The 18,036-nt window shown below is 60.0% G+C and carries 22 protein-coding genes; 9 read left to right on the top strand and 13 right to left on the bottom strand.

Annotated features, from left to right (window positions below; genetic code table 11):
- The first annotated feature begins 17 nt into the window (after nucleotides 1–17).
- Nucleotides 18–251 carry a hypothetical protein gene (locus tag TU82_RS17800; protein WP_057724590.1) on the top strand — a complete coding sequence of 78 codons (234 nt, stop codon included), beginning with the start codon at nucleotides 18–20 and terminating at the stop codon, nucleotides 249–251.
- A 701-nt stretch (nucleotides 252–952) separates the two neighbouring features.
- Nucleotides 953–2,491 (top strand): malate dehydrogenase (quinone), encoded by a 1,539-nt coding sequence (gene mqo / locus TU82_RS17795; protein WP_057724589.1) that lies wholly within the window; start codon nucleotides 953–955, stop codon nucleotides 2,489–2,491.
- 103 nt (nucleotides 2,492–2,594) lie between these two features.
- On the opposite strand, the gene TU82_RS17790 is transcribed toward mqo, so the two are convergent.
- The 3 genes from TU82_RS17790 to TU82_RS17780 all read right to left on the bottom strand — a co-directional run bounded on the left by TU82_RS17790 (nucleotide 2,595) and on the right by TU82_RS17780 (nucleotide 4,099).
- On the bottom strand, nucleotides 2,595–2,882 hold the full coding sequence (locus tag TU82_RS17790; protein ID WP_057724588.1) for a PA4642 family protein: 288 nt from the start codon (nucleotides 2,880–2,882) through the stop codon (nucleotides 2,595–2,597).
- Between the two features lie 188 nt (nucleotides 2,883–3,070).
- Nucleotides 3,071–3,538: a WbuC family cupin fold metalloprotein gene (locus TU82_RS17785; protein WP_057724587.1), complete on the bottom strand. Its 468-nt coding sequence runs from the start codon at nucleotides 3,536–3,538 to the stop codon at nucleotides 3,071–3,073.
- Nucleotides 3,539–3,541: 3 nt separating this feature from the next.
- Nucleotides 3,542–4,099, bottom strand: a complete 558-nt coding sequence (locus TU82_RS17780) for a hypoxanthine-guanine phosphoribosyltransferase (protein WP_003188610.1) — start codon at nucleotides 4,097–4,099, stop codon at nucleotides 3,542–3,544.
- A 163-nt stretch (nucleotides 4,100–4,262) separates the two neighbouring features.
- On the opposite strand from TU82_RS17780, the gene upp reads away from it, so the two are divergent.
- Together upp and TU82_RS17770 are read left to right on the top strand one after the other, a co-directional pair.
- Nucleotides 4,263–4,901, top strand: coding sequence for a uracil phosphoribosyltransferase (upp, locus tag TU82_RS17775; protein WP_057724586.1), 639 nt, complete (start codon nucleotides 4,263–4,265; stop codon nucleotides 4,899–4,901).
- 2 nt (nucleotides 4,902–4,903) lie between these two features.
- Nucleotides 4,904–6,178: a uracil-xanthine permease family protein gene (locus tag TU82_RS17770; protein ID WP_057724585.1), complete on the top strand. Its 1,275-nt coding sequence runs from the start codon at nucleotides 4,904–4,906 to the stop codon at nucleotides 6,176–6,178.
- A 114-nt stretch (nucleotides 6,179–6,292) separates the two neighbouring features.
- On the opposite strand, the gene hisC is transcribed toward TU82_RS17770, so the two are convergent.
- The 10 genes from hisC to TU82_RS17720 form a co-directional block, all read right to left on the bottom strand.
- Nucleotides 6,293–7,345, bottom strand: a complete 1,053-nt coding sequence (hisC, locus tag TU82_RS17765) for a histidinol-phosphate transaminase (protein ID WP_057724584.1) — start codon at nucleotides 7,343–7,345, stop codon at nucleotides 6,293–6,295.
- A gap of 3 nt (nucleotides 7,346–7,348) precedes the next feature.
- Nucleotides 7,349–8,668 (bottom strand): histidinol dehydrogenase, encoded by a 1,320-nt coding sequence (hisD, locus tag TU82_RS17760; protein ID WP_057724583.1) that lies wholly within the window; start codon nucleotides 8,666–8,668, stop codon nucleotides 7,349–7,351.
- A 127-nt stretch (nucleotides 8,669–8,795) separates the two neighbouring features.
- Nucleotides 8,796–9,431: an ATP phosphoribosyltransferase gene (gene hisG, locus TU82_RS17755; RefSeq protein ID WP_027604802.1), complete on the bottom strand. Its 636-nt coding sequence runs from the start codon at nucleotides 9,429–9,431 to the stop codon at nucleotides 8,796–8,798.
- Between the two features lie 211 nt (nucleotides 9,432–9,642).
- Nucleotides 9,643–10,908: a UDP-N-acetylglucosamine 1-carboxyvinyltransferase gene (murA, locus tag TU82_RS17750; RefSeq protein WP_057724582.1), complete on the bottom strand. Its 1,266-nt coding sequence runs from the start codon at nucleotides 10,906–10,908 to the stop codon at nucleotides 9,643–9,645.
- A 23-nt stretch (nucleotides 10,909–10,931) separates the two neighbouring features.
- Entirely contained in the window at nucleotides 10,932–11,171 is a 240-nt protein-coding gene (locus tag TU82_RS17745; RefSeq protein WP_003188597.1) for a BolA family protein, read from the bottom strand.
- A gap of 115 nt (nucleotides 11,172–11,286) precedes the next feature.
- A complete protein-coding gene (locus tag TU82_RS17740; protein WP_057724581.1) occupies nucleotides 11,287–11,592 on the bottom strand; it encodes an STAS domain-containing protein in 306 nt (101 codons plus the stop codon).
- A complete protein-coding gene (locus tag TU82_RS17735; RefSeq protein WP_057724580.1) occupies nucleotides 11,589–12,236 on the bottom strand; it encodes an MlaC/ttg2D family ABC transporter substrate-binding protein in 648 nt (215 codons plus the stop codon). The genes TU82_RS17740 and TU82_RS17735 overlap by 4 nt, the downstream gene beginning before the upstream one ends.
- A gap of 11 nt (nucleotides 12,237–12,247) precedes the next feature.
- A complete protein-coding gene (mlaD, locus tag TU82_RS17730) occupies nucleotides 12,248–12,715 on the bottom strand; it encodes an outer membrane lipid asymmetry maintenance protein MlaD (RefSeq protein ID WP_057724579.1) in 468 nt (155 codons plus the stop codon).
- Nucleotides 12,715–13,512, bottom strand: a complete 798-nt coding sequence (gene mlaE / locus TU82_RS17725; protein WP_057724578.1) for a lipid asymmetry maintenance ABC transporter permease subunit MlaE — start codon at nucleotides 13,510–13,512, stop codon at nucleotides 12,715–12,717. Before mlaE ends, mlaD begins: the two co-directional genes overlap by 1 nt.
- Entirely contained in the window at nucleotides 13,512–14,321 is an 810-nt protein-coding gene (locus TU82_RS17720) for an ATP-binding cassette domain-containing protein (protein ID WP_057724577.1), read from the bottom strand. The genes mlaE and TU82_RS17720 overlap by 1 nt, the downstream gene beginning before the upstream one ends.
- A 310-nt stretch (nucleotides 14,322–14,631) precedes the next feature.
- Between TU82_RS17720 and TU82_RS17715 the strand changes: the two genes are divergently transcribed.
- From TU82_RS17715 to lptB, 5 genes are read left to right on the top strand one after another with little or no spacing between them, the layout of a single operon-like run.
- The gene (locus TU82_RS17715; protein WP_057724576.1) at nucleotides 14,632–15,606 is read left to right on the top strand and encodes a KpsF/GutQ family sugar-phosphate isomerase; all 975 of its coding nucleotides are present in this window, start codon (nucleotides 14,632–14,634) and stop codon (nucleotides 15,604–15,606) included.
- Nucleotides 15,607–16,131: a KdsC family phosphatase gene (locus tag TU82_RS17710; protein WP_005784847.1), complete on the top strand. Its 525-nt coding sequence runs from the start codon at nucleotides 15,607–15,609 to the stop codon at nucleotides 16,129–16,131.
- 8 nt (nucleotides 16,132–16,139) lie between these two features.
- The gene (gene lptC, locus TU82_RS17705) at nucleotides 16,140–16,712 is read left to right on the top strand and encodes an LPS export ABC transporter periplasmic protein LptC (RefSeq protein WP_057724575.1); all 573 of its coding nucleotides are present in this window, start codon (nucleotides 16,140–16,142) and stop codon (nucleotides 16,710–16,712) included.
- Nucleotides 16,699–17,232 (top strand): lipopolysaccharide transport periplasmic protein LptA, encoded by a 534-nt coding sequence (lptA, locus tag TU82_RS17700; RefSeq protein WP_057724574.1) that lies wholly within the window; start codon nucleotides 16,699–16,701, stop codon nucleotides 17,230–17,232. Before lptC ends, lptA begins: the two co-directional genes overlap by 14 nt.
- On the top strand, nucleotides 17,232–17,957 hold the full coding sequence (lptB, locus tag TU82_RS17695) for an LPS export ABC transporter ATP-binding protein (protein ID WP_003171806.1): 726 nt from the start codon (nucleotides 17,232–17,234) through the stop codon (nucleotides 17,955–17,957). Before lptA ends, lptB begins: the two co-directional genes overlap by 1 nt.
- Nucleotides 17,958–18,036 lie beyond the last annotated feature (79 nt).

Raw genomic sequence — 18,036 nt, 5'->3', positions numbered from 1 at the left:
GCAACCGGTACACAGCCATGCGCCTTCTCAAGTCACTGTTCCTGTCACACAGCCGCCACCGTCACTTTGCCCTGCTCGATGCCCATGGTCATTGCCTGGCGTTCAAGCAATGCAGCTTGCCGCCCGTCGGTGAAGGCTGGGTCGAAGTCGCCGAGACACACCTGGGCTGGATGCACCGCCCGCTGCCGGTCAGTGCCAGGGTCAGCCCGCAATTTGTACGCGCACAATCGCGTCAAGCGTTGGCCTCCTGACCGACGTCCTAATAAAAGTCATAAAACACGCCCATTTCCCCGGCGTTCTTCGCTACAATCTCCCCCCGATTATAAGGACGTCTCCTGATCGGGCCCCGCAGCATCGTTAATGCCTTGGCATTAACCTCCAAATCGCCCACAGAGAGCCGCCCACACAGATCGAGTGAAGCTGGCGTGCTTGCTGTTTCCTGTGCAAACCACCCGTCTTTATCGAATCTGCCAGAGCTGCCATTGCGCTCGGCCACTTGAGTTGTTTGCCCGTTTCGCGGGCCAGGTGCCAGGCTGGGGCAGCCCTTTTTTGAGGTTCACGTCTTCAAAAGAGCGTGAAAAAAACGGGTTTTCACAACTTCACAAGAGTGTGGCGAGCAAATGAATAGTTTGGCGTTTGTACAAGCACCATCAGCGTCTGAAACAGCCCAACACAGGACCGAGCGTTCCTCAATAACCGGAGCTTGAGCCTGTCCGCTGCGGATTGGTTGCACGAATCGCACGCTTTGACCATAAGTCGAATTGCCACAGGCGCCCATGAATGCGTTCATAGGCAGATTAGCCGGGCAGGAAGCGTGCGCTGAAGTTGCAAGGAATTGCGAAACGGACATGGCGATCCTGGCCATGAGTATTTGGGGCAACACGTGAACCGCCCCGTCACTCCTGGCAGCCATGCCGTCAATTTGGTGCTGCAGATTTTGGAGACGCGTTAAATGGCGCATAACGAAGCAGTCGACGTAGTTCTGGTAGGGGCCGGCATCATGAGTGCCACCCTGGCCGTACTGCTCAAGGAGCTCGACCCCGGCCTCAAGCTGGAAGTCGTTGAGCTGATGGATTCGGGTGCCGCGGAGAGTTCCAACCCGTGGAACAACGCCGGTACCGGCCACGCCGGGCTCTGCGAGCTGAACTACACGCCGCAGGCCGCCGATGGTTCCATCGACATCAAGAAAGCCGTGCACATCAACACCCAGTTCGAGGTATCGAAGCAGTTCTGGGCGTACCTGGCCAAAAAAGGCACCTTTGGCTCGTGCAAGTCCTTTATCAGCCCGGTCCCGCACTTGAGTTTCGTGCAGGGCGACAACGGCGTTGCCTTTCTCAAGAAGCGTTTTGAAACCCTCAGCCGGCACCATGCGTTTTCGGACATGCACTACACCGAAGACCGCAGCGAGATGGCCGAGTGGATGCCGCTGATGATGCCCGGCCGCCCGCTCGATGAAAAAATCGCCGCGACCCGCGTGATGAATGGCACTGACGTCAACTTTGGCGCCCTGACCAACCAGTTGCTCAATCACTTGACCAGTTCGCCGGACGCCCAGGTCAAGTACTGCAAGCGCGTTACCGGCCTCAAGCGCAATGGCGCCGGCTGGACCGTGAGCATCAAGGACGTCAACAGCGGCAACAGCCGCGAAGTGGATGCCCGGTTCGTGTTCCTCGGCGCCGGCGGTGCGGCCCTGCCGCTGCTGCAGGCTTCGGGCATCGAAGAAAGCAAAGGCTTCGGCGGTTTCCCGGTCAGCGGCCAGTGGCTGCGTTGCGATAATCCGGAAGTGGTCAAGCAGCATCAGGCCAAGGTCTATAGCCAGGCGGCCGTGGGTTCGCCACCGATGTCGGTGCCGCACCTGGACACCCGCGTGGTGGATGGCAAGAAGTCGCTGTTGTTCGGACCCTACGCCGGGTTTACCACCAAGTTCCTCAAGCACGGCTCGTTCCTGGACCTGCCGATGTCCATCCGCGCCGGCAACATCGGCCCGATGCTCGCCGTGGCGCGCGACAACATGGACCTGACCAAGTACCTGGTCAGCGAAGTGCGCCAGTCCATGGAGCAGCGCCTGGAATCCCTGCGCCGCTTCTACCCCGAAGCGAAAGCCGAAGACTGGCGCCTGGAAGTGGCCGGCCAACGGGTGCAGATCATCAAGAAGGACCCGAAGAAAGGCGGCGTGCTGCAATTCGGCACCGAACTGGTTGCCGCCGCGGATGGTTCGCTGGCGGCGCTGCTGGGCGCCTCGCCGGGCGCTTCGGTGACGGTGTCGATCATGCTGGAATTGATCGAACGCTGCTTCCCTGAAAAAGCCAAAGGCGAATGGGCGACCAAGCTGCACGAGATCTTCCCGGCGCGCGAAAAAGTGCTGGAGACGGATGCCGAGCTGTATCGCAGGATCAATACGCAGAACAACATCAGCCTGGAGCTGGTGGAACCTGTAGGAGCGAGCTCGCTCGCGAAAAACGTCAACGATAACGCAGCGCAAGTGGATTAACGCGGCGCTCTCAGGTTCTTCGCGAGCAAGCTCGCTCCTACAGCTAAAAGCGAAACGCCCCGGACTCTTATGAGGCCGGGGCGTTTTTGCGTGGCTTGGATAATCAGCCGCGAGCCTTGTCGATCAGCGCGATGTACTCGGCGGCGTTGCGCTGGTCCTTGATCAGGTCGACAAAGGTCTGGCCATGCTCATCCTTGCCATCCAGGTCCAGCCCTGCTTCTTTGAAAAAAACCAGGAAACGCTCGAAGTCGTCGACACGCAGGCCGCGATAGGCCTTGATCAGTTTGTGCAGGGACGCAGAAGTCGTATCGACCGGTTCGAAGTTCAGGAACAACTTGATCTGGTCGTCGCCGATCTCGTCACCGATCACCTGTTTTTTATCTTTACGCATTACCGACTCCAGCCTGCAGACATTGACACGGGGCTTGAAGTCTACCTGCGTGACGCGGGCTTCGGAAGCGGGGACGGGCCAATGTGGGAGGGGGCTCGCTCCCGATGAGGGTGGGTCAGGCACACAGGTATGGACTGACACACCGCTATCGGGGGCAAGCCCCCTCCCACATTTGGATTTTGGTCAGCTCAATCGAACTGGGCGAGCATCCAGCGTTGGTAGTCAGCCACACCGGCATCGCCTTCGCGCGGCGCCCAGGCAGCCTGCTCACCCTCGCCCACCGGCCGATAAGGCCCGGCCTTGCATTCGAACATCACCGTATCGGGTTCCAGTACCACCAGGCCATGGAACACTCCCGGCGGCAGGTCGACGCCGGCGCACTCGCCCCCGGCCTGCATGACGCGCTTGGCGATGACTTCGCCGGTTTCGCTGAATATCAGCAACCCCAACCGGCCCTTGAGCACCAGCAAGGTTTCCGCCTTGTCCGCGCTCAGGTGCCGATGAGGGGGCACATAGGTACTCGGCTGCAGGGCCACGGCGAGGCGATGACACGGCTCTTGCATCTGGTGGAAATTGTGATGGTGCCGGCCACGGGGGCTGTCGCCCGCTTTCTCGGCCAACTCTGCAAATAAGGTCTGATCAAGAAAACGGGCCATCGATTACATTCCTTTAACGGCGTAGATGCCATTGGCGTTACGCCAGTAGCCCTTGTAGTCCATGCCATACCCGAAGATATAGCGGTCGACGCACGGCAGCCCGACGAAATCGGCTTTCAGCTCGGGGCGCGCCTTGCGGTCGTGGTCTTTGTCGATCAGCACGGCGGTGTGCACTTTACGCGCGCCAGCATGTTTGCAGAAATCGATGATCGCGCCCAGGGTGTGCCCTTCGTCGAGGATGTCATCGATGATCAGCACGTCACGGTCGATAAACGAGACTTCCGGCTTGGCCTTCCAGAACAGATCGCCGCCACTGGTTTCGTTGCGATAGCGGGTGGCGTGCAGGTAAGACGCTTCCAGGGGAAATTGCAGATGGGTGAGCAATTTGCCGGCGAAGATCAGGCCACCGTTCATCACGCAGAAAACTACTGGGTTGGTGTCGGCCATTTCGCGGGTGATGTGGGCGCCGACCTTGGCGATCGCTGCTTCGACTTGCGCTTCGGTGTACAGGCAGTCAGCCTCGTGCATGATTTGACGGATATGCTCGAGATCAGCGGACATGGCGCTCTCCAAGGGGTGCTGTGGCAAGAAAAGCGGGCGAAGGTACGCTTCTCGTGCGCTCCAATCAAGCCTTTATGGACTAACGTAGGTGATGTCTATAGGACAACACCCTCGGATAGATTAATCTAGGCCGGTTTTTTTGCCCGCCGCCGGAGCCTTTCCCATGCCCACTCGCGAGATCCGCCACCCGCTGATCCGACACAAACTCGGCCTTATGCGCCGTGCCGACATCAGCACGAAGAATTTCCGTGAGCTTGCTCAGGAAGTTGGAGCGCTGCTCACTTACGAAGCCACCAAGGATTTACCCCTGGAGACTTACGAGATCTCCGGTTGGGCCGGTCCCGTGCAAGTCGAGAAAATCGCCGGTAAGAAAATTACCGTAGTCCCGATCCTGCGCGCCGGTATCGGCATGCTCGAAGGTGTGCTCAGCCTGATCCCGGGCGCCAAGGTGAGCGCCGTGGGCGTGGCCCGCAATGAAGAAACCTTGCAGGCCCATACTTACCTGGAAAAACTCGTCCCGGAAATCAACGAACGCCTGGCCATGATCATCGACCCGATGCTCGCCACCGGCAGCTCCATGGTCGCCACCATCGACCTGCTGAAAAAAGCCGGCTGCCGCGACATTCGCGCCATGGTGCTGGTTGCGGCCCCCGAAGGCATCGCCGCCGTCGAGAAAGCGCACCCTGACGTACAGATCTACACCGCCTCCATCGACGAGCGCCTGAATGAACACGGCTACATCATCCCAGGCCTGGGCGATGCCGGTGACAAAATCTTCGGCACCAAGCAGAAGGACGCGTGACCATGCAGGATGAATTCAACGACCCGCTTTGGCGCCAGATCCTGTCTGGCGCACAAATGCTCTTCGTAGCATTTGGCGCGCTGGTGTTGATGCCGCTGATCACAGGTCTTGATCCAAACGTCGCACTGTTCACCGCAGGCCTGGGCACGCTGCTGTTCCAGGTGGTGACGGGGCGGCAGGTGCCGGTGTTCCTGGCATCGAGCTTTGCGTTCATCACCCCGATCATTCTCGCCAAGGGCCAATTCGGCCTCGCGGCGACCATGGGCGGGGTGATGGCGGCGGGTTTCGTCTATACCTTCCTGGGCCTGGCCGTGAAGGTCAAAGGCACCGGTTTTATCGACCGACTGCTGCCGCCGGTCGTGATCGGCCCGGTGATCATTTCCATCGGCCTGGCCATGGCGCCGATTGCCGCCAACATGGCCATGGGCAAGTCCGGCGACGGCGCCGAGCTGATCCACTACCAGACGGCCATGCTGATCTCGATGCCGGCACTGCTGACCACCTTGATCGTGGCGGTGTTCGGCAAGGGCATTTTCCGCCTGGTGCCGATCATTTCCGGCGTGCTGGTGGGTTTTGCCATGGCGTTCTACTTCGGCGTGGTCGACACGGCAAAGATCGCGGCTGCGCCGTGGTTCGCCCTGCCCCACTTCACTGCGCCGGAGTTCAACTGGCAGGCGATCCTGTTTATCGTGCCGGTGGCCCTGGCCCCTGCGATCGAACATATCGGTGGCGTGATTGCGGTAGGCAGCGTGACCGGTCGCGACTACCTGAAGAAGCCTGGCCTGCACCGCACCTTGCTGGGTGACGGGATTGCCACGACGGCCGCCGGCCTGTTTGGCGGCCCGCCCAATACCACCTACGCCGAAGTGACGGGCGCGGTGATGCTGACCAAGAACTACAACCCGAAAATCATGACCTGGGCCGCGGTGTTCGCGATCAGCCTGGCGTTCATCGGCAAGTTCGGCGCGCTGCTGCAGAGCATTCCGGTGCCGGTGATGGGCGGGATTCTGTGCCTGCTGTTCGGCTCGATTGCGGCGGTGGGGATGAATACGCTGATTCGCCACAGGATCGACCTGGGTGAAGCGCGCAATCTGGTGATTGTGTCGGTGACCCTGGTGTTCGGGATTGGTGGTGTACTGGTAGGAACCGGCACCGGCCCGGATGACTTCGGCCTCAAGGGCATCGCCCTGTGTGCGGTGGTGGCGATTGGTTTGAACCTGCTGCTGCCGGGTAACGATGGCTGGAAGAACAAGAAGCCTGACGAACCGCTGATCTAACTAAATGTGGGAGGGGGCTTGCCCCCGATGGCAGTGTGTCAGTCATTACATCTGTTGACTGACACTCCGCTATCGGGGGCAAGCCCCCTCCCACATTTTTATCTCCAGTGTGGCTTAGAGCTCGCCCAGGCCATCGATCAGCGCCTGGTTCTGCTCCGGTGTGCCGATGCTGATCCGCAGGAACTGGGCAATCCGCGCCTGCTTGAAGTGCCGAACAATCACGCCTTGTTCACGCAACCTGGCTGCCAGGCCGGCGGCGTCATGTTGCGGGTGGCGGGCGAAGATGAAGTTGGCGGCTGACGGCAGCACTTCAAAGCCCTTGGCCTGCAGCTGCGCAACCAGCTTCTCGCGGCTGTCGATCACCCACCGGCACGTCTTCTCAAAGTATTCACGGTCATCGAAAGCGGCGGCTGCGCCAGCGACTGCCAGCCGATCCAAGGGATAGGAGTTGAAGCTGTTCTTGACCCGCTCCAGCGCCTCGATCAGGTCCGGATGGCCCACGGCGAGGCCCACCCGCAAACCGGCCAGTGAGCGCGATTTGGACAGGGTCTGGGTCACCAGCAGGTTGGGATAGCGGTCCACCAGGCTGATGGCCGTCTCGCCGCCGAAGTCGATATAGGCTTCGTCGACCACCACCACCGAGTCCGGGCTGGCCTTGAGGATCTGCTCCACGGCGTCCAGCGCCAGCACGCAGCCGGTCGGCGCGTTCGGGTTGGGGAAAATGATCCCGCCGTTGGGCCGTACATAGTCGGCCGCGCGAATCTGGAATTGCTCGTCCAATGGCACCGCGTCGAACCTGATGCCATAGAGGCCGCAATACACCGGATAGAAGCTGTAGCTGATATCCGGGAACAGCAGCGGCAGATCGTGCTGGAACAGGCCGTGAAAGATGTGCGCCAGGACTTCGTCGGAACCGTTGCCAAGGAATATTTTGCTCGCATCAATCGCGTAATAGCCGGCAACGGCCTGCTTGAGCAGATCGCTGTTAGGGTCCGGGTACAGACGCAAGTTGTCGTTCAACTCGGCCTGCATCGCCGCCAGCGCCTTGGGCGATGGCCCGTAGGGGTTTTCGTTGGTGTTGAGCTTGACCAGTTTGGTCAGCTTCGGCTGTTCGCCGGGCACGTAAGGCACGAGATCCTTGACGAAAGGGCTCCAGAATTTACTCATGCCTCATTTCCCCTCTTCAAGAATGCGGTATTCAGCACTGCGCGCGTGGGCGCTCAGCGACTCGCCACGGGCCAGCACCGAAGCGGTCTTGCCCAATTCGGACGCGCCCTGGGGAGAACAGAAGATGATCGACGAGCGCTTCTGGAAGTCATACACCCCCAGCGGCGAGGAAAAACGTGCGGTGCCGGAGGTCGGCAGCACATGGTTCGGGCCTGCGCAGTAGTCGCCCAGGGCTTCACTGGTGTGACGCCCCATGAAGATCGCTCCGGCGTGACGAATCGACGGCAGCCAGGCTTGTGGGTCCGCCACGGACAGCTCAAGGTGCTCCGGCGCAATACGGTTGGCCACTTCGATGGCTTGCTCCATGTCGCTCACCAGAATCAGTGCGCCGCGACCATTGATCGATTTTTCGATGATTTCGGCGCGTTCCATGGTGGGCAGCAGCTTTTCGATGCTGGCGGCAACCTGGTCGAGGAAGTCAGCGTCGGGGCTGACCAGGATCGCCTGGGCGTCTTCGTCGTGCTCGGCCTGGGAGAACAGGTCCATGGCGATCCAGTCCGGGTCGGTCTGGCCGTCACACACCACGAGAATTTCCGAAGGCCCGGCGATCATGTCGATACCGACCTGGCCGAACACATGGCGCTTGGCGGTGGCGACGTAGATATTGCCCGGCCCCACCACTTTGTCGACCTTCGGCACGCTTTCAGTGCCATAGGCCAGGGCGGCCACTGCCTGGGCGCCGCCGATGGTGAACACGCGGTCGACGCCGGCGATGCAGGCGGCGGCCAATACCAGCTCGTTGAGTTCGCCACGGGGGGTCGGCACCACCATGACCACCTCGGTCACGCCCGCCACTTTGGCCGGGATCGCGTTCATCAACACCGACGATGGGTACGAGGCTTTGCCGCCCGGCACATACAGGCCGGCGCGGTCCAGCGGCGTGACCTTCTGGCCCAGCACGGTGCCGTCGGCCTCGGTGTAGCTCCAGGAATCCTGTTTCTGTTTTTCGTGATAGCTGCGCACCCGCGCCGCCGCCACTTCCAGCGCTTCACGCTGGGGCGCGGTGATACGCGTCAGGGCCAGTTCCAGGCGTTCGCGGGGCAGAATCAAATCAGCCATGGACTTGACGTCCAGGCCGTCGAACTGACGGGTGAAATCCACCAGTGCCGCATCGCCGCGCTCGCGCACGGCTTTGATGATGTCGAGCACCCGCTGGTTGACCGAGTCGTCGGACACGCTTTCCCAGCTCAGCAGATGATCCAGATGGCGGGCGAAATCCGGGTCGGCAGCGTTGAGTCGGGCAATTGCAGTGGACGTGGTCATAGCGAGGGCCTCAATAGATTGGCAAAAACTCAGGCGCCCTAAACTAGCAGTCGTTTCCGCTTGGGCACCTGAGAATTCTGGCTATGAGGCGGATAGACGGGCGCAGCTTTTGGGCTACGCGGGTGAGTCAACCGCGGTGTCGAGACTCCACTGCCTGGCGCAGGGTGTCGATCAACGCCTGGATACGGGCGTGCTGCATCTTCATCGATGCTTTGTTGACGATCAGGCGCGAGCTGATGTCGGCAATGAAATCCTGAGGCTCGAGACCGTTGGCACGCAGGGTGTTGCCGGTGTCGACCACGTCGATGATCTTGTCGGCCAGGCCGATCAGCGGCGCCAGTTCCATCGAACCGTAGAGCTTGATGATATCGACCTGACGGCCTTGTTCAGCGTAGTAGCGTTTGGCGACGTTAACGAACTTGGTCGCCACCCGCAGGCGGCCCTTGGGCTCAACATCGCCGACACGGCCGGCGGTCATCAGCTTGCACAGCGCGATACGCAGGTCCAGTGGCTCGTAGAGACCTTGACCACCGTATTCCATCAGCACGTCCTTGCCGGCGACACCCAGGTCGGCGGCACCATGTTCAACATAGGTCGGCACGTCGGTAGCCCGCACGATCAGCAGGCGCACGTCGTCCTGGGTCGTGGGGATGATCAGCTTGCGGCTCTTGTCCGGATTCTCGGTCGGCACGATGCCCGCTTCAGCCAGAAGCGGCAGCGTGTCGTCAAGGATGCGGCCCTTGGACAGTGCGATGGTCAACATGGGAAATGTCAGTCCTTCATCAGGCTATTGCTGACTGGTCACAAATGGCGCCAGACACAGATCGAGGCCCTTACAGCCTCGATTGAAACAAACAGTGTGTGTAGGAGCGAGCTTGCTCGCGAAGAACGTCAACGATAACGCGTTCACTCAGAGTCAACGCGGTGTACATGAGTTTTTCGCGAGCAAGCTCGCTCCTACAGGGCAGCAGGCTTTAGCCCGGAACGCGGCGGATTTTCGCGCCGAGCATCTGCAGCTTTTCTTCGATGCACTCGTAGCCACGGTCTATGTGGTAGATGCGGTCGATCAGGGTGTCGCCATCAGCGCACAGTGCCGAGATGACCAGGCTGGCCGAAGCGCGCAGGTCGGTTGCCATCACTGGCGCGCCCTTGAGCTTGTCGATGCCGGTGACGATGGCGGTATTGCCCTCGACCTGGATCTTGGCGCCCATGCGGTGCAGTTCGTACACATGCATGAAGCGGTTTTCGAAGATGGTCTCGATCACGGCACCGGTGCCTTCAGCGATTGCGTTCAAGGAAATGAACTGCGCCTGCATGTCGGTCGGGAATGCCGGGTACGGGGCAGTACGCACATTGACGGCTTTTGGCCGCTTGCCATGCATGTTCAGCTCGATCCAGTCTTCACCGGTGGTGATTTCAGCACCGGCTTCCTTGAGTTTTTCCAGCACGGCTTCGAGGATGGTCGGATCGGTGTCCTTGACCTTCACGCGGCCACCGGTGACGGCAGCGGCAACCAGGTACGTGCCGGTCTCGATGCGGTCGGGCATGACTTTGTAGGTGGCGGTGTGCAGACGCTCTACACCATCGATAGTGATGGTGTCGGTGCCGGCACCGGAAACCTTCGCGCCCATGGCGTTGAGGAAGTTGGCCAGGTCGACCACTTCCGGCTCGCGCGCGGCGTTTTGCAGGACGCTGCGGCCCTTGGCCAGGGCAGCGGCCATCATGATGTTCTCGGTACCGGTCACGCTGACGGTATCAAAGAAGAAGTTGGCGCCACGCAGGCCGCCTTCCGGCGCCTTGGCCTTGATGTAGCCGCCTTCGACGTCGATGACCGCGCCCATGGCTTCAAGGCCACGGATGTGCAGGTCGACCGGACGCGAACCAATGGCGCAACCACCAGGCAGGGCCACTTCGGCCTCACCGAAACGCGCGACCATCGGGCCGAGCACCAGAATCGACGCACGCATGGTTTTCACCAGCTCGTACGGGGCGATCAGGGTCTTGATGGTGCGTGGGTCGATTTCGACGGACAATTTCTCGTCGATCACAGGCTCGATACCCATGCGACCGAACAGCTCGATCATGGTGGTGATGTCGTGCAGATGCGGCAGGTTGGCTACAGTCACGGGACCGTCGCACAGCAGGGTCGCCGCCAGGATCGGCAAGGCGGAGTTTTTCGCACCGGAAATGCGAATCTCGCCATCAAGGCGGGCACCGCCGGTAATAATCAATTTATCCATAAGAATCTCGACGCCTTGGGGGCTCAGGTGCGCTCGGCCCAGGCCGCGCGGCTGAAAAATTTCATAGTGACCGCATGGATGCTGCCATCGGTGATCCATGGGTTCAAATGGGCATAGATCTGCTGCTGACGCTTGACCGGGCTCAATGCCGCCAGTTCATCGCTAATCACGTTCAGCTGGAAATTGCAGCCTTCGCCTTCAACTTCAACAGTCGTTTCCGGCAGCTTTCCTTCAAGGAAGCTCTTAACTTCTAGGGCCTGCATGCTCAACCTCTATCGGCGCCCAGTGCGCACGGGTCGCACATCATACAAAAAAGCCCCGCGCCTGCGAACCCCGCATAGCAGGACTCTGACGGGGGGCTTTCGTGATAAATGTGTATTAAGGGTGTGCCAACAGTTCGGTCAAGCCGGAAACCTCGGCAATCTCACGCATGTCTTCAGGCAACGCACGGATACTGAGAGGCTTTTTTGCCGCTTGCGCATCGCGCATGAAGCACAGCAGCAACGACAGCCCGACACTGCTGGACTTGGTCACCGCCGAGCAGTCAACCACCAGCGCAGGCGCGCTGCTGGCCTTGATCAGTGCCTGGCCCTGCTTGCGCAGGTCAGGCCCGGTACGGTAATCCAGCACACCGCTGAGCAACAACTCGCCGGCGCCGCCGATACGAACAGCCGACTCGGTCATTGTGCTGGCTTCTCGGCGGCTTTATCGGTTTCTTCCTTGGCCTTGGCCACTTCACCGGCCCAGCCGTCAATGGTCTTGTCCAGGTTGTTACCATTGCGCTGCATCGCGTCGGCGAACTGGTCGCGGAACAGCTTGCCGATATTGATACCGTTGATGATCACATTGCGCAGTTTCCACTCGCCGTTGACCTTCTCCAGCGTGTACTGCACAGGGTACACAGCGCCATTGTTGCCCTTGACGCTCATGTTGACGCTGGTGCGATCGCCCGACTCATCACCGGCCGGAGCCACGGTAATGCCCTGGTTGTTGTATTCAAGCAAGGCGTTGCCGTAGAACTGGAACAGGCCACGCTTGAAGTTTTCCTGGAAGCGCTGCATCTGCGCAGGCGTGGCCTTGCGCGAATACTTGACGGTCATGATGCTGCGGGAAATGCCTTCGGCATCCACCACCGGACCGACAATGCTGTTGAGCGCGTTGTAGAACTGGCTCGGGTCCTGTTTGTACTTTTCCTTGTTGGCCGACAGATCGGCCAGCATTTTGTTGGTCGTGTCCTGCACCAGTTCGTGGGCGGAACCGGCTGCGTTGGCCATCAACGGCAGCGCTGCAAGCAGCACCAGAAGGCCGCGTCGCAAGGTAGAGATCATGAACAGATTCCTCATTTGGCGTCTTTATTGACCGTGTTGAGCAGGAATTTACCGATCAAGTCTTCAAGTACCAACGACGACTGTGTGTCGTGGATTGTCGAACCATCCTTGAGCAGGGCTGTTTCCCCGCCAACGCTGAGACCGATGTACTTCTCGCCCAGCAGACCCGCAGTGAGGATAGATGCCGTGGAGTCAGTCGGCAGATTATCCACCTTCTTGTCCAGTTGCATCGTCACTCGCCCGGTGAAGCTGTCGCGATCCAGATCGATTGCCGTGACCTTGCCGACGGTTACGCCAGCCATGGTCACTTTAGCTCTGACCGTCAAACCGGCGATATTGTCGAAGTACGCATAAAGTTTATAAGTGTCGGCGGTGGGGCTGGCCGACAGGCCACTGACCCGCAGGGCCAGCAACAGTAAAGCCAGGATGCCAGCCAGCAAGAAAAGGCCGACACCGATCTCCACAGTGCGGTTTTGCATCAGAAATCTCCAAACATCAAGGCGGTCAAAATGAAGTCAAGGCCCAGTACCGCCAGCGAGGCGTACACAACGGTCTTGGTGGTGGCGCGACTGATCCCTTCTGAAGTGGGCTCACAGTCATAGCCTTGGAATACGGCGATCCAGGTCACTACAAAGGCGAAGACGATGCTCTTTATGATGCCGTTGAGCACGTCGCCCGTGAAGGTCACGCTGTTTTGCATGTTGGCCCAGTAGGAACCGTCATAGACGCCCAACCAGTCCACCGCCACCCATGAACCGCCCCAGATCCCGACCACGCTGAAGATCATCGCCAGCAGCGGCAGGGAGATGAAGCCGGCCCACAGGCGCGGGGCAACAATGTACTTGAGCGGGTCCACGCCGATCATTTCCAGGCTGGACAGCTGTTCAGTGGACTTCATGTTGCCGATTTCGGCGGTCAGCGCCGAACCGGCACGCCCGGCGAACAACAAGGCGGTGACCACCGGCCCCAGTTCACGCAACAGCGTCAGGGCGACCATCTGCCCTACCGCCTGCTCGGAACCGTAGCTGGACAGGATGTTGAAGCCTTGCAGCGCCAGCACCATGCCGATGAACACCCCGGAGACCACGATGATCACCAGGGACATCACGCCGACCGCATGCAGTTGCTTGAGCAGCAAGCCAAAACCGCCGCCGATGCCGCCGCGGCCGAGCAAGGCGTGGAACAGGAAAATGGTCGAACGCCCGAGAACTTCGACAATGTCGATGCCCGAGCGACCGAAAAGGCGAACCTTCTCGATAATAGATGTTTTGCGCATCAGCGCTTCCCCAGAAGATCTGCGCGGTAGTCCGCTGCCGGAAAGTGAAAAGGCACCGGGCCATCGGGATCGCCGGTCATGAATTGGCGAATGCGCGGATTATCGGCGTTCATCAGCTCTTCCGGCGTCCCCTGCCCCAGCACCTGGCCATCACCCACTACATAGAGGTAGTCGGCGATGCTCGCGGTTTCAGCCAGGTCGTGGGATACCACGATGCTGGTGATGCCCAGTGCGTCGTTGAGCAGGCGGATCAGGCGCACCAGCACGCCCATGGCGATCGGGTCCTGGCCCACGAAAGGCTCGTCATACATGAGGATCTGCGGGTCCAGTGCGATGGCTCGCGCCAGGGCCACACGGCGCTTCATGCCGCCGGACAATTCGTCAGGCATCAGGTCGATGGCCCCGCGAAGCCCTACGGCCTGCAGTTTCAGCAGCACAATGTCACGAATCATTTCATCGGACAGCTGCGTGTGCACCCGCAGCGGGAACGCTACGTTTTCGAATACATCGAGGTCGGTAAACAGCGCGCCGCTCTGGAACAGAACCCCCATGTGCTTGCGCGCATCGAACAGATCGCTGCGCGACAGCGTCGGCAGGTTCTGGCCGTTGACCCACACTTCGCCGGCACTGGGGCGCAATTGCATGCCCATCAGGCGCAACAAGGTGGTCTTGCCGCAACCGGAAGGCCCCATGATGCCCGTGACTTTTCCGCGAGGAATGCGAATATCGACGTTATTGAAGATGCTGCGCGTACCGCGCTTGAAGGAAAGGCCCTTCAGCTCGACCGCGTAGGCGTTATCGGCACTCATCTAATCTCCTTGGGATGCAGCCTTTCACTCAGACACCATGTATGCAGCTTTCGTTTGCTGCGGATGCGCAAATGTTTGCGCCATGGGTTGGGCGGACCGAACTGGCCGCGAACTATATCACTGCTGGTACAGCGCCCCCAAGGCCGGAACAGCGCTTGTTCAGATTAAGGACAGCGAAAAAAACCTTGCCCGCCATGTCATCGGGACGAATCCCGAAGACCTTCGGAACAAAGCCTGACGAACTTGCGTGAGGGAATTGATCATTACCGCTATAATCGCCGACTTTTCGTCAGGCTATACGATTTCAGACATGAGCCAATCCAGCGACCTTATTCAATCCGCACAACGCACCATCCGCCTCGAGCTGGAAGCCGTAGAAGGTTTGCTGGCCCATATCGACGCAGATTTCGTACGCGCCTGCGAGATGATTCTGGCCAGCAAGGGCCGCGTTGTCGTGGTGGGCATGGGCAAGTCCGGCCACATCGGCAACAAGATCGCCGCGACGCTGGCAAGCACCGGCACCACGGCGTTCTTCGTGCACCCGGCCGAAGCCAGCCACGGTGATATGGGCATGATCACCCGGGATGACGTGATTCTGGCCCTGTCCAACTCGGGCACCACCAACGAAATCGTGACGCTGCTGCCGCTGATCAAGCGCCTGGGCATCAAGCTGATCAGCGTCACCGGCAACCCGGAATCGACGCTGGCCAAGGCTGCCGAAGTGAACCTGAACGTTCATGTCGCCCACGAAGCCTGCCCGCTGAACCTGGCGCCCACCTCCTCCACCACCGCCGCGCTGGTCATGGGCGACGCCCTGGCGGTGGCACTGCTGGAAGCGCGCGGGTTCACGGCCGAAGACTTCGCCTTTTCCCACCCCGGTGGCGCCCTGGGCCGTCGCCTGCTGCTGAAAGTAGAGAACGTCATGCATGCGGGCGATGAACTACCCCATGTACAACGCGGCACCCTGCTCAAGGACGCGCTGATGGAAATGACCCGCAAGGGTCTGGGCATGACCGTAATCCTGGAAGCCGACGGGCGACTGGCCGGCGTGTTTACCGATGGTGATTTGCGTCGCACCCTGGACCGCACCATCGACATCCATACCGCAACCATCGACGCCGTGATGACGCCCCACGGCAAGACCGCTCGCGCCGAGATGCTTGCAGCCGAAGCTCTGAAGATCATGGAAGACCACAAGATCGGCGCGCTGGTGGTGGTCGATGACAATGACCGCCCGATCGGCGCCCTGAACATGCACGACTTGTTACGTGCGGGAGTGATGTAAATGACCAGCGACCTGTTGCAACGCGGCAAAAACATCAAATTGGCGATATTCGACGTCGATGGCGTGCTGACCGATGGCCGCCTGTACTTTCTCGAAGACGGCAGCGAATTCAAGACCTTCAACACGCTCGACGGCCAGGGCATCAAGATGTTGATGGCCGCAGGCGTGCAAACCGCGATTATCAGTGGTCGAAAGACACCCGTTGTGGAACGCCGCGCACAAAACCTGGGTATTGCTCACCTGTATCAGGGCCGCGAGGATAAACTGGTGGTGCTGGACGAGCTTCTTGGCCAACTCAACCTAAGCTATGAACAGGTCGCCTATCTGGGTGACGACCTGCCTGACCTGCCGGTGATCCGCCGGGTAGGCCTGGGCATGGCCGTCGCCAATGCCGCAGCGTTTGTGCGCGAACACGCCCATGGCATTACCACCGCCCGTGGCGGTGAGGGTGCCGCCCGCGAGTTCTGCGAGTTGATCCTGCGTGCCCAGGGCAGTCTTGAAGCGGCCCACGCCGCCTACCTATAGAGCGTTATATGCTGAGCAAAAAGATTCGCAACTTCCTGTTATTCGGGGTCATCGCCGCGCTGTTCCTCGCGGTGGGCTACTGGAATATCAGCCCTGAGCGCTTTCTCGACAAACCTGTTGTGCAGGTTGACGAAAGCATCATCGATAACTTCGCCACCAACACCCACACCGTGCAGTTCCTGCCCGATGGCAAGGTGCAGTATGTGCTGGCCTCCGACAAGGTCGAGCGCCTGAAGGCCTCGGAAGTCAGCCTGCTGACCAACCCGGACCTGAACTTGTACCGTGGCACCGAACTGCCGTGGCATGTCACCAGCCTGCGTGGCGAGGTCAATCCGGACGGCACTCAAATCGAACTGATCGATTCGGTACGCGTCGCACGTACAGACGCGCAGAACCGTGACACCATCATTACCAGCAGTCGCATGACGGTATTCCCACAACAGCAATATGCGCAGACCGAGCAAGACGTTAGAATCGACGGCGCTGGCGGTGTATCGACTGGCAAGGGAATGAAAGCGTATTTGAAAGAAAGCAGGATACACCTGCTATCGAACGTAAGAGGACAGTATGAGGCTCGTTAAAACCCTCCCTATTTTGCTCGGTCTGGGCGCAGCACTGGGAAGCGTGAGCGCCTGGGCTCTGCCGAACGATAGCCAGCAACCGATCCACATCTCGGCTGACGATGCGCAGCTGGATGACAAACAAGGCGTCGCGACCTACACAGGTGGCGTGATCATCACCCAGGGCTCGATGAAGATCACCGGCAACACGGTGACCCTGACGCGCACTCCGGCCGGCGATATCGATGTCGTGACCTCGGTGGGCAACCTGGCTTACTTCGAACAGAAGCAAAAGGCAGAAGATCCGGGCCCGATGAAAGGCTACGGCAAGACCATTCAATACCATGCCCAGCAAAATCGCATCGTACTGATTGACCAGGCCAAGGTGCTCAGTGCCGACGGCAACTCCACCGAAGGCGAGAAGATCGTCTACAACACCAAGACCCAGGTCGCCCAGGCGGGTCGCGCCAATGGCAACAAGGTCACCGCGCCTCGCCCACGTATCGACATGGTCATCCAGCCGAAGAAGAAGGCCGAGTAATGGCAACCCTGAAAGCCCAGCACCTGGCCAAGGCCTATAAAAGCCGCCAGGTGGTACGCGATGTGAGCCTGTCGATCGACAGCGGCCAGATCGTCGGCTTGCTCGGCCCCAACGGCGCCGGCAAGACCACCTGCTTCTACATGATCGTCGGGCTGGTCCAGGCGGACCAGGGGCGCGTATTGATCGACGACCTGGACGTCAGCCACCAGCCCATGCACGGTCGTGCGCGCGCGGGCATTGGCTATCTTCCCCAGGAAGCGTCGATCTTCCGCAAACTGTCGGTGGCCGACAACATCATGGCAATCCTCGAGACCCGCAAGGAACTCGACCGCGACGGCCGCCGCAAGGAGCTGGAAAGCCTGCTGCAGGAATTCCACATCAACCACATTCGCGACAACCTTGGCATGAGCCTGTCCGGTGGTGAGCGTCGTCGCGTGGAGATCGCCCGGGCCCTGGCCACCGCCCCCAAGTTCATCCTGCTGGACGAACCCTTTGCCGGTGTTGACCCGATCTCGGTAGGCGATATCAAGCAGATCATTCATCACCTCAAGGCCAAGGGCATCGGTGTGCTGATCACCGACCACAACGTGCGTGAAACCCTGGATATCTGCGAAACCGCTTACATCGTCAACGACGGGCAATTGATCGCCGAAGGAGATTCCGCGACGATCCTGGCCAACGAACTGGTGAAAGAAGTTTACCTGGGTCACGAGTTCCGCCTGTAAACGCGGTGCTATCGGGCCATTCGCGAGAGTGCGAGCGAGTCAATGAAAACCTCGGTTTTTTTATTGTTACCGCGCTCTA

The organism is Pseudomonas orientalis, assembly GCF_001439815.1.
Taxonomy (GTDB): domain Bacteria; phylum Pseudomonadota; class Gammaproteobacteria; order Pseudomonadales; family Pseudomonadaceae; genus Aquipseudomonas; species Aquipseudomonas orientalis.
The sequence above is the reverse complement of the archived record's forward strand: the minus strand, read 5'-3'. Positions and strand labels throughout refer to the sequence as shown.

Excerpts from the sequence above, each read along its gene's own strand:
- TU82_RS17800 (WP_057724590.1), top strand. The coding sequence starts at position 18 with ATGCGCCTTCTCAAGTCACTGTTCCTGTCACACAGCCGCCACCGTCAC.
- mqo (WP_057724589.1), top strand. The coding sequence starts at position 953 with ATGGCGCATAACGAAGCAGTCGACGTAGTTCTGGTAGGGGCCGGCATC.
- TU82_RS17790 (WP_057724588.1), bottom strand. The coding sequence starts at position 2,882 with ATGCGTAAAGATAAAAAACAGGTGATCGGTGACGAGATCGGCGACGAC.
- TU82_RS17785 (WP_057724587.1), bottom strand. The coding sequence starts at position 3,538 with ATGGCCCGTTTTCTTGATCAGACCTTATTTGCAGAGTTGGCCGAGAAA.
- TU82_RS17780 (WP_003188610.1), bottom strand. The coding sequence starts at position 4,099 with ATGTCCGCTGATCTCGAGCATATCCGTCAAATCATGCACGAGGCTGAC.
- upp (WP_057724586.1), top strand. The coding sequence starts at position 4,263 with ATGCCCACTCGCGAGATCCGCCACCCGCTGATCCGACACAAACTCGGC.
- TU82_RS17770 (WP_057724585.1), top strand. The coding sequence starts at position 4,904 with ATGCAGGATGAATTCAACGACCCGCTTTGGCGCCAGATCCTGTCTGGC.
- hisC (WP_057724584.1), bottom strand. The coding sequence starts at position 7,345 with ATGAGTAAATTCTGGAGCCCTTTCGTCAAGGATCTCGTGCCTTACGTG.
- hisD (WP_057724583.1), bottom strand. The coding sequence starts at position 8,668 with ATGACCACGTCCACTGCAATTGCCCGACTCAACGCTGCCGACCCGGAT.
- hisG (WP_027604802.1), bottom strand. The coding sequence starts at position 9,431 with ATGTTGACCATCGCACTGTCCAAGGGCCGCATCCTTGACGACACGCTG.
- murA (WP_057724582.1), bottom strand. The coding sequence starts at position 10,908 with ATGGATAAATTGATTATTACCGGCGGTGCCCGCCTTGATGGCGAGATT.
- TU82_RS17745 (WP_003188597.1), bottom strand. The coding sequence starts at position 11,171 with ATGCAGGCCCTAGAAGTTAAGAGCTTCCTTGAAGGAAAGCTGCCGGAA.
- TU82_RS17740 (WP_057724581.1), bottom strand. The coding sequence starts at position 11,592 with ATGACCGAGTCGGCTGTTCGTATCGGCGGCGCCGGCGAGTTGTTGCTC.
- TU82_RS17735 (WP_057724580.1), bottom strand. The coding sequence starts at position 12,236 with ATGATCTCTACCTTGCGACGCGGCCTTCTGGTGCTGCTTGCAGCGCTG.
- mlaD (WP_057724579.1), bottom strand. The coding sequence starts at position 12,715 with ATGCAAAACCGCACTGTGGAGATCGGTGTCGGCCTTTTCTTGCTGGCT.
- mlaE (WP_057724578.1), bottom strand. The coding sequence starts at position 13,512 with ATGCGCAAAACATCTATTATCGAGAAGGTTCGCCTTTTCGGTCGCTCG.
- TU82_RS17720 (WP_057724577.1), bottom strand. The coding sequence starts at position 14,321 with ATGAGTGCCGATAACGCCTACGCGGTCGAGCTGAAGGGCCTTTCCTTC.
- TU82_RS17715 (WP_057724576.1), top strand. The coding sequence starts at position 14,632 with ATGAGCCAATCCAGCGACCTTATTCAATCCGCACAACGCACCATCCGC.
- TU82_RS17710 (WP_005784847.1), top strand. The coding sequence starts at position 15,607 with ATGACCAGCGACCTGTTGCAACGCGGCAAAAACATCAAATTGGCGATA.
- lptC (WP_057724575.1), top strand. The coding sequence starts at position 16,140 with ATGCTGAGCAAAAAGATTCGCAACTTCCTGTTATTCGGGGTCATCGCC.
- lptA (WP_057724574.1), top strand. The coding sequence starts at position 16,699 with ATGAGGCTCGTTAAAACCCTCCCTATTTTGCTCGGTCTGGGCGCAGCA.
- lptB (WP_003171806.1), top strand. The coding sequence starts at position 17,232 with ATGGCAACCCTGAAAGCCCAGCACCTGGCCAAGGCCTATAAAAGCCGC.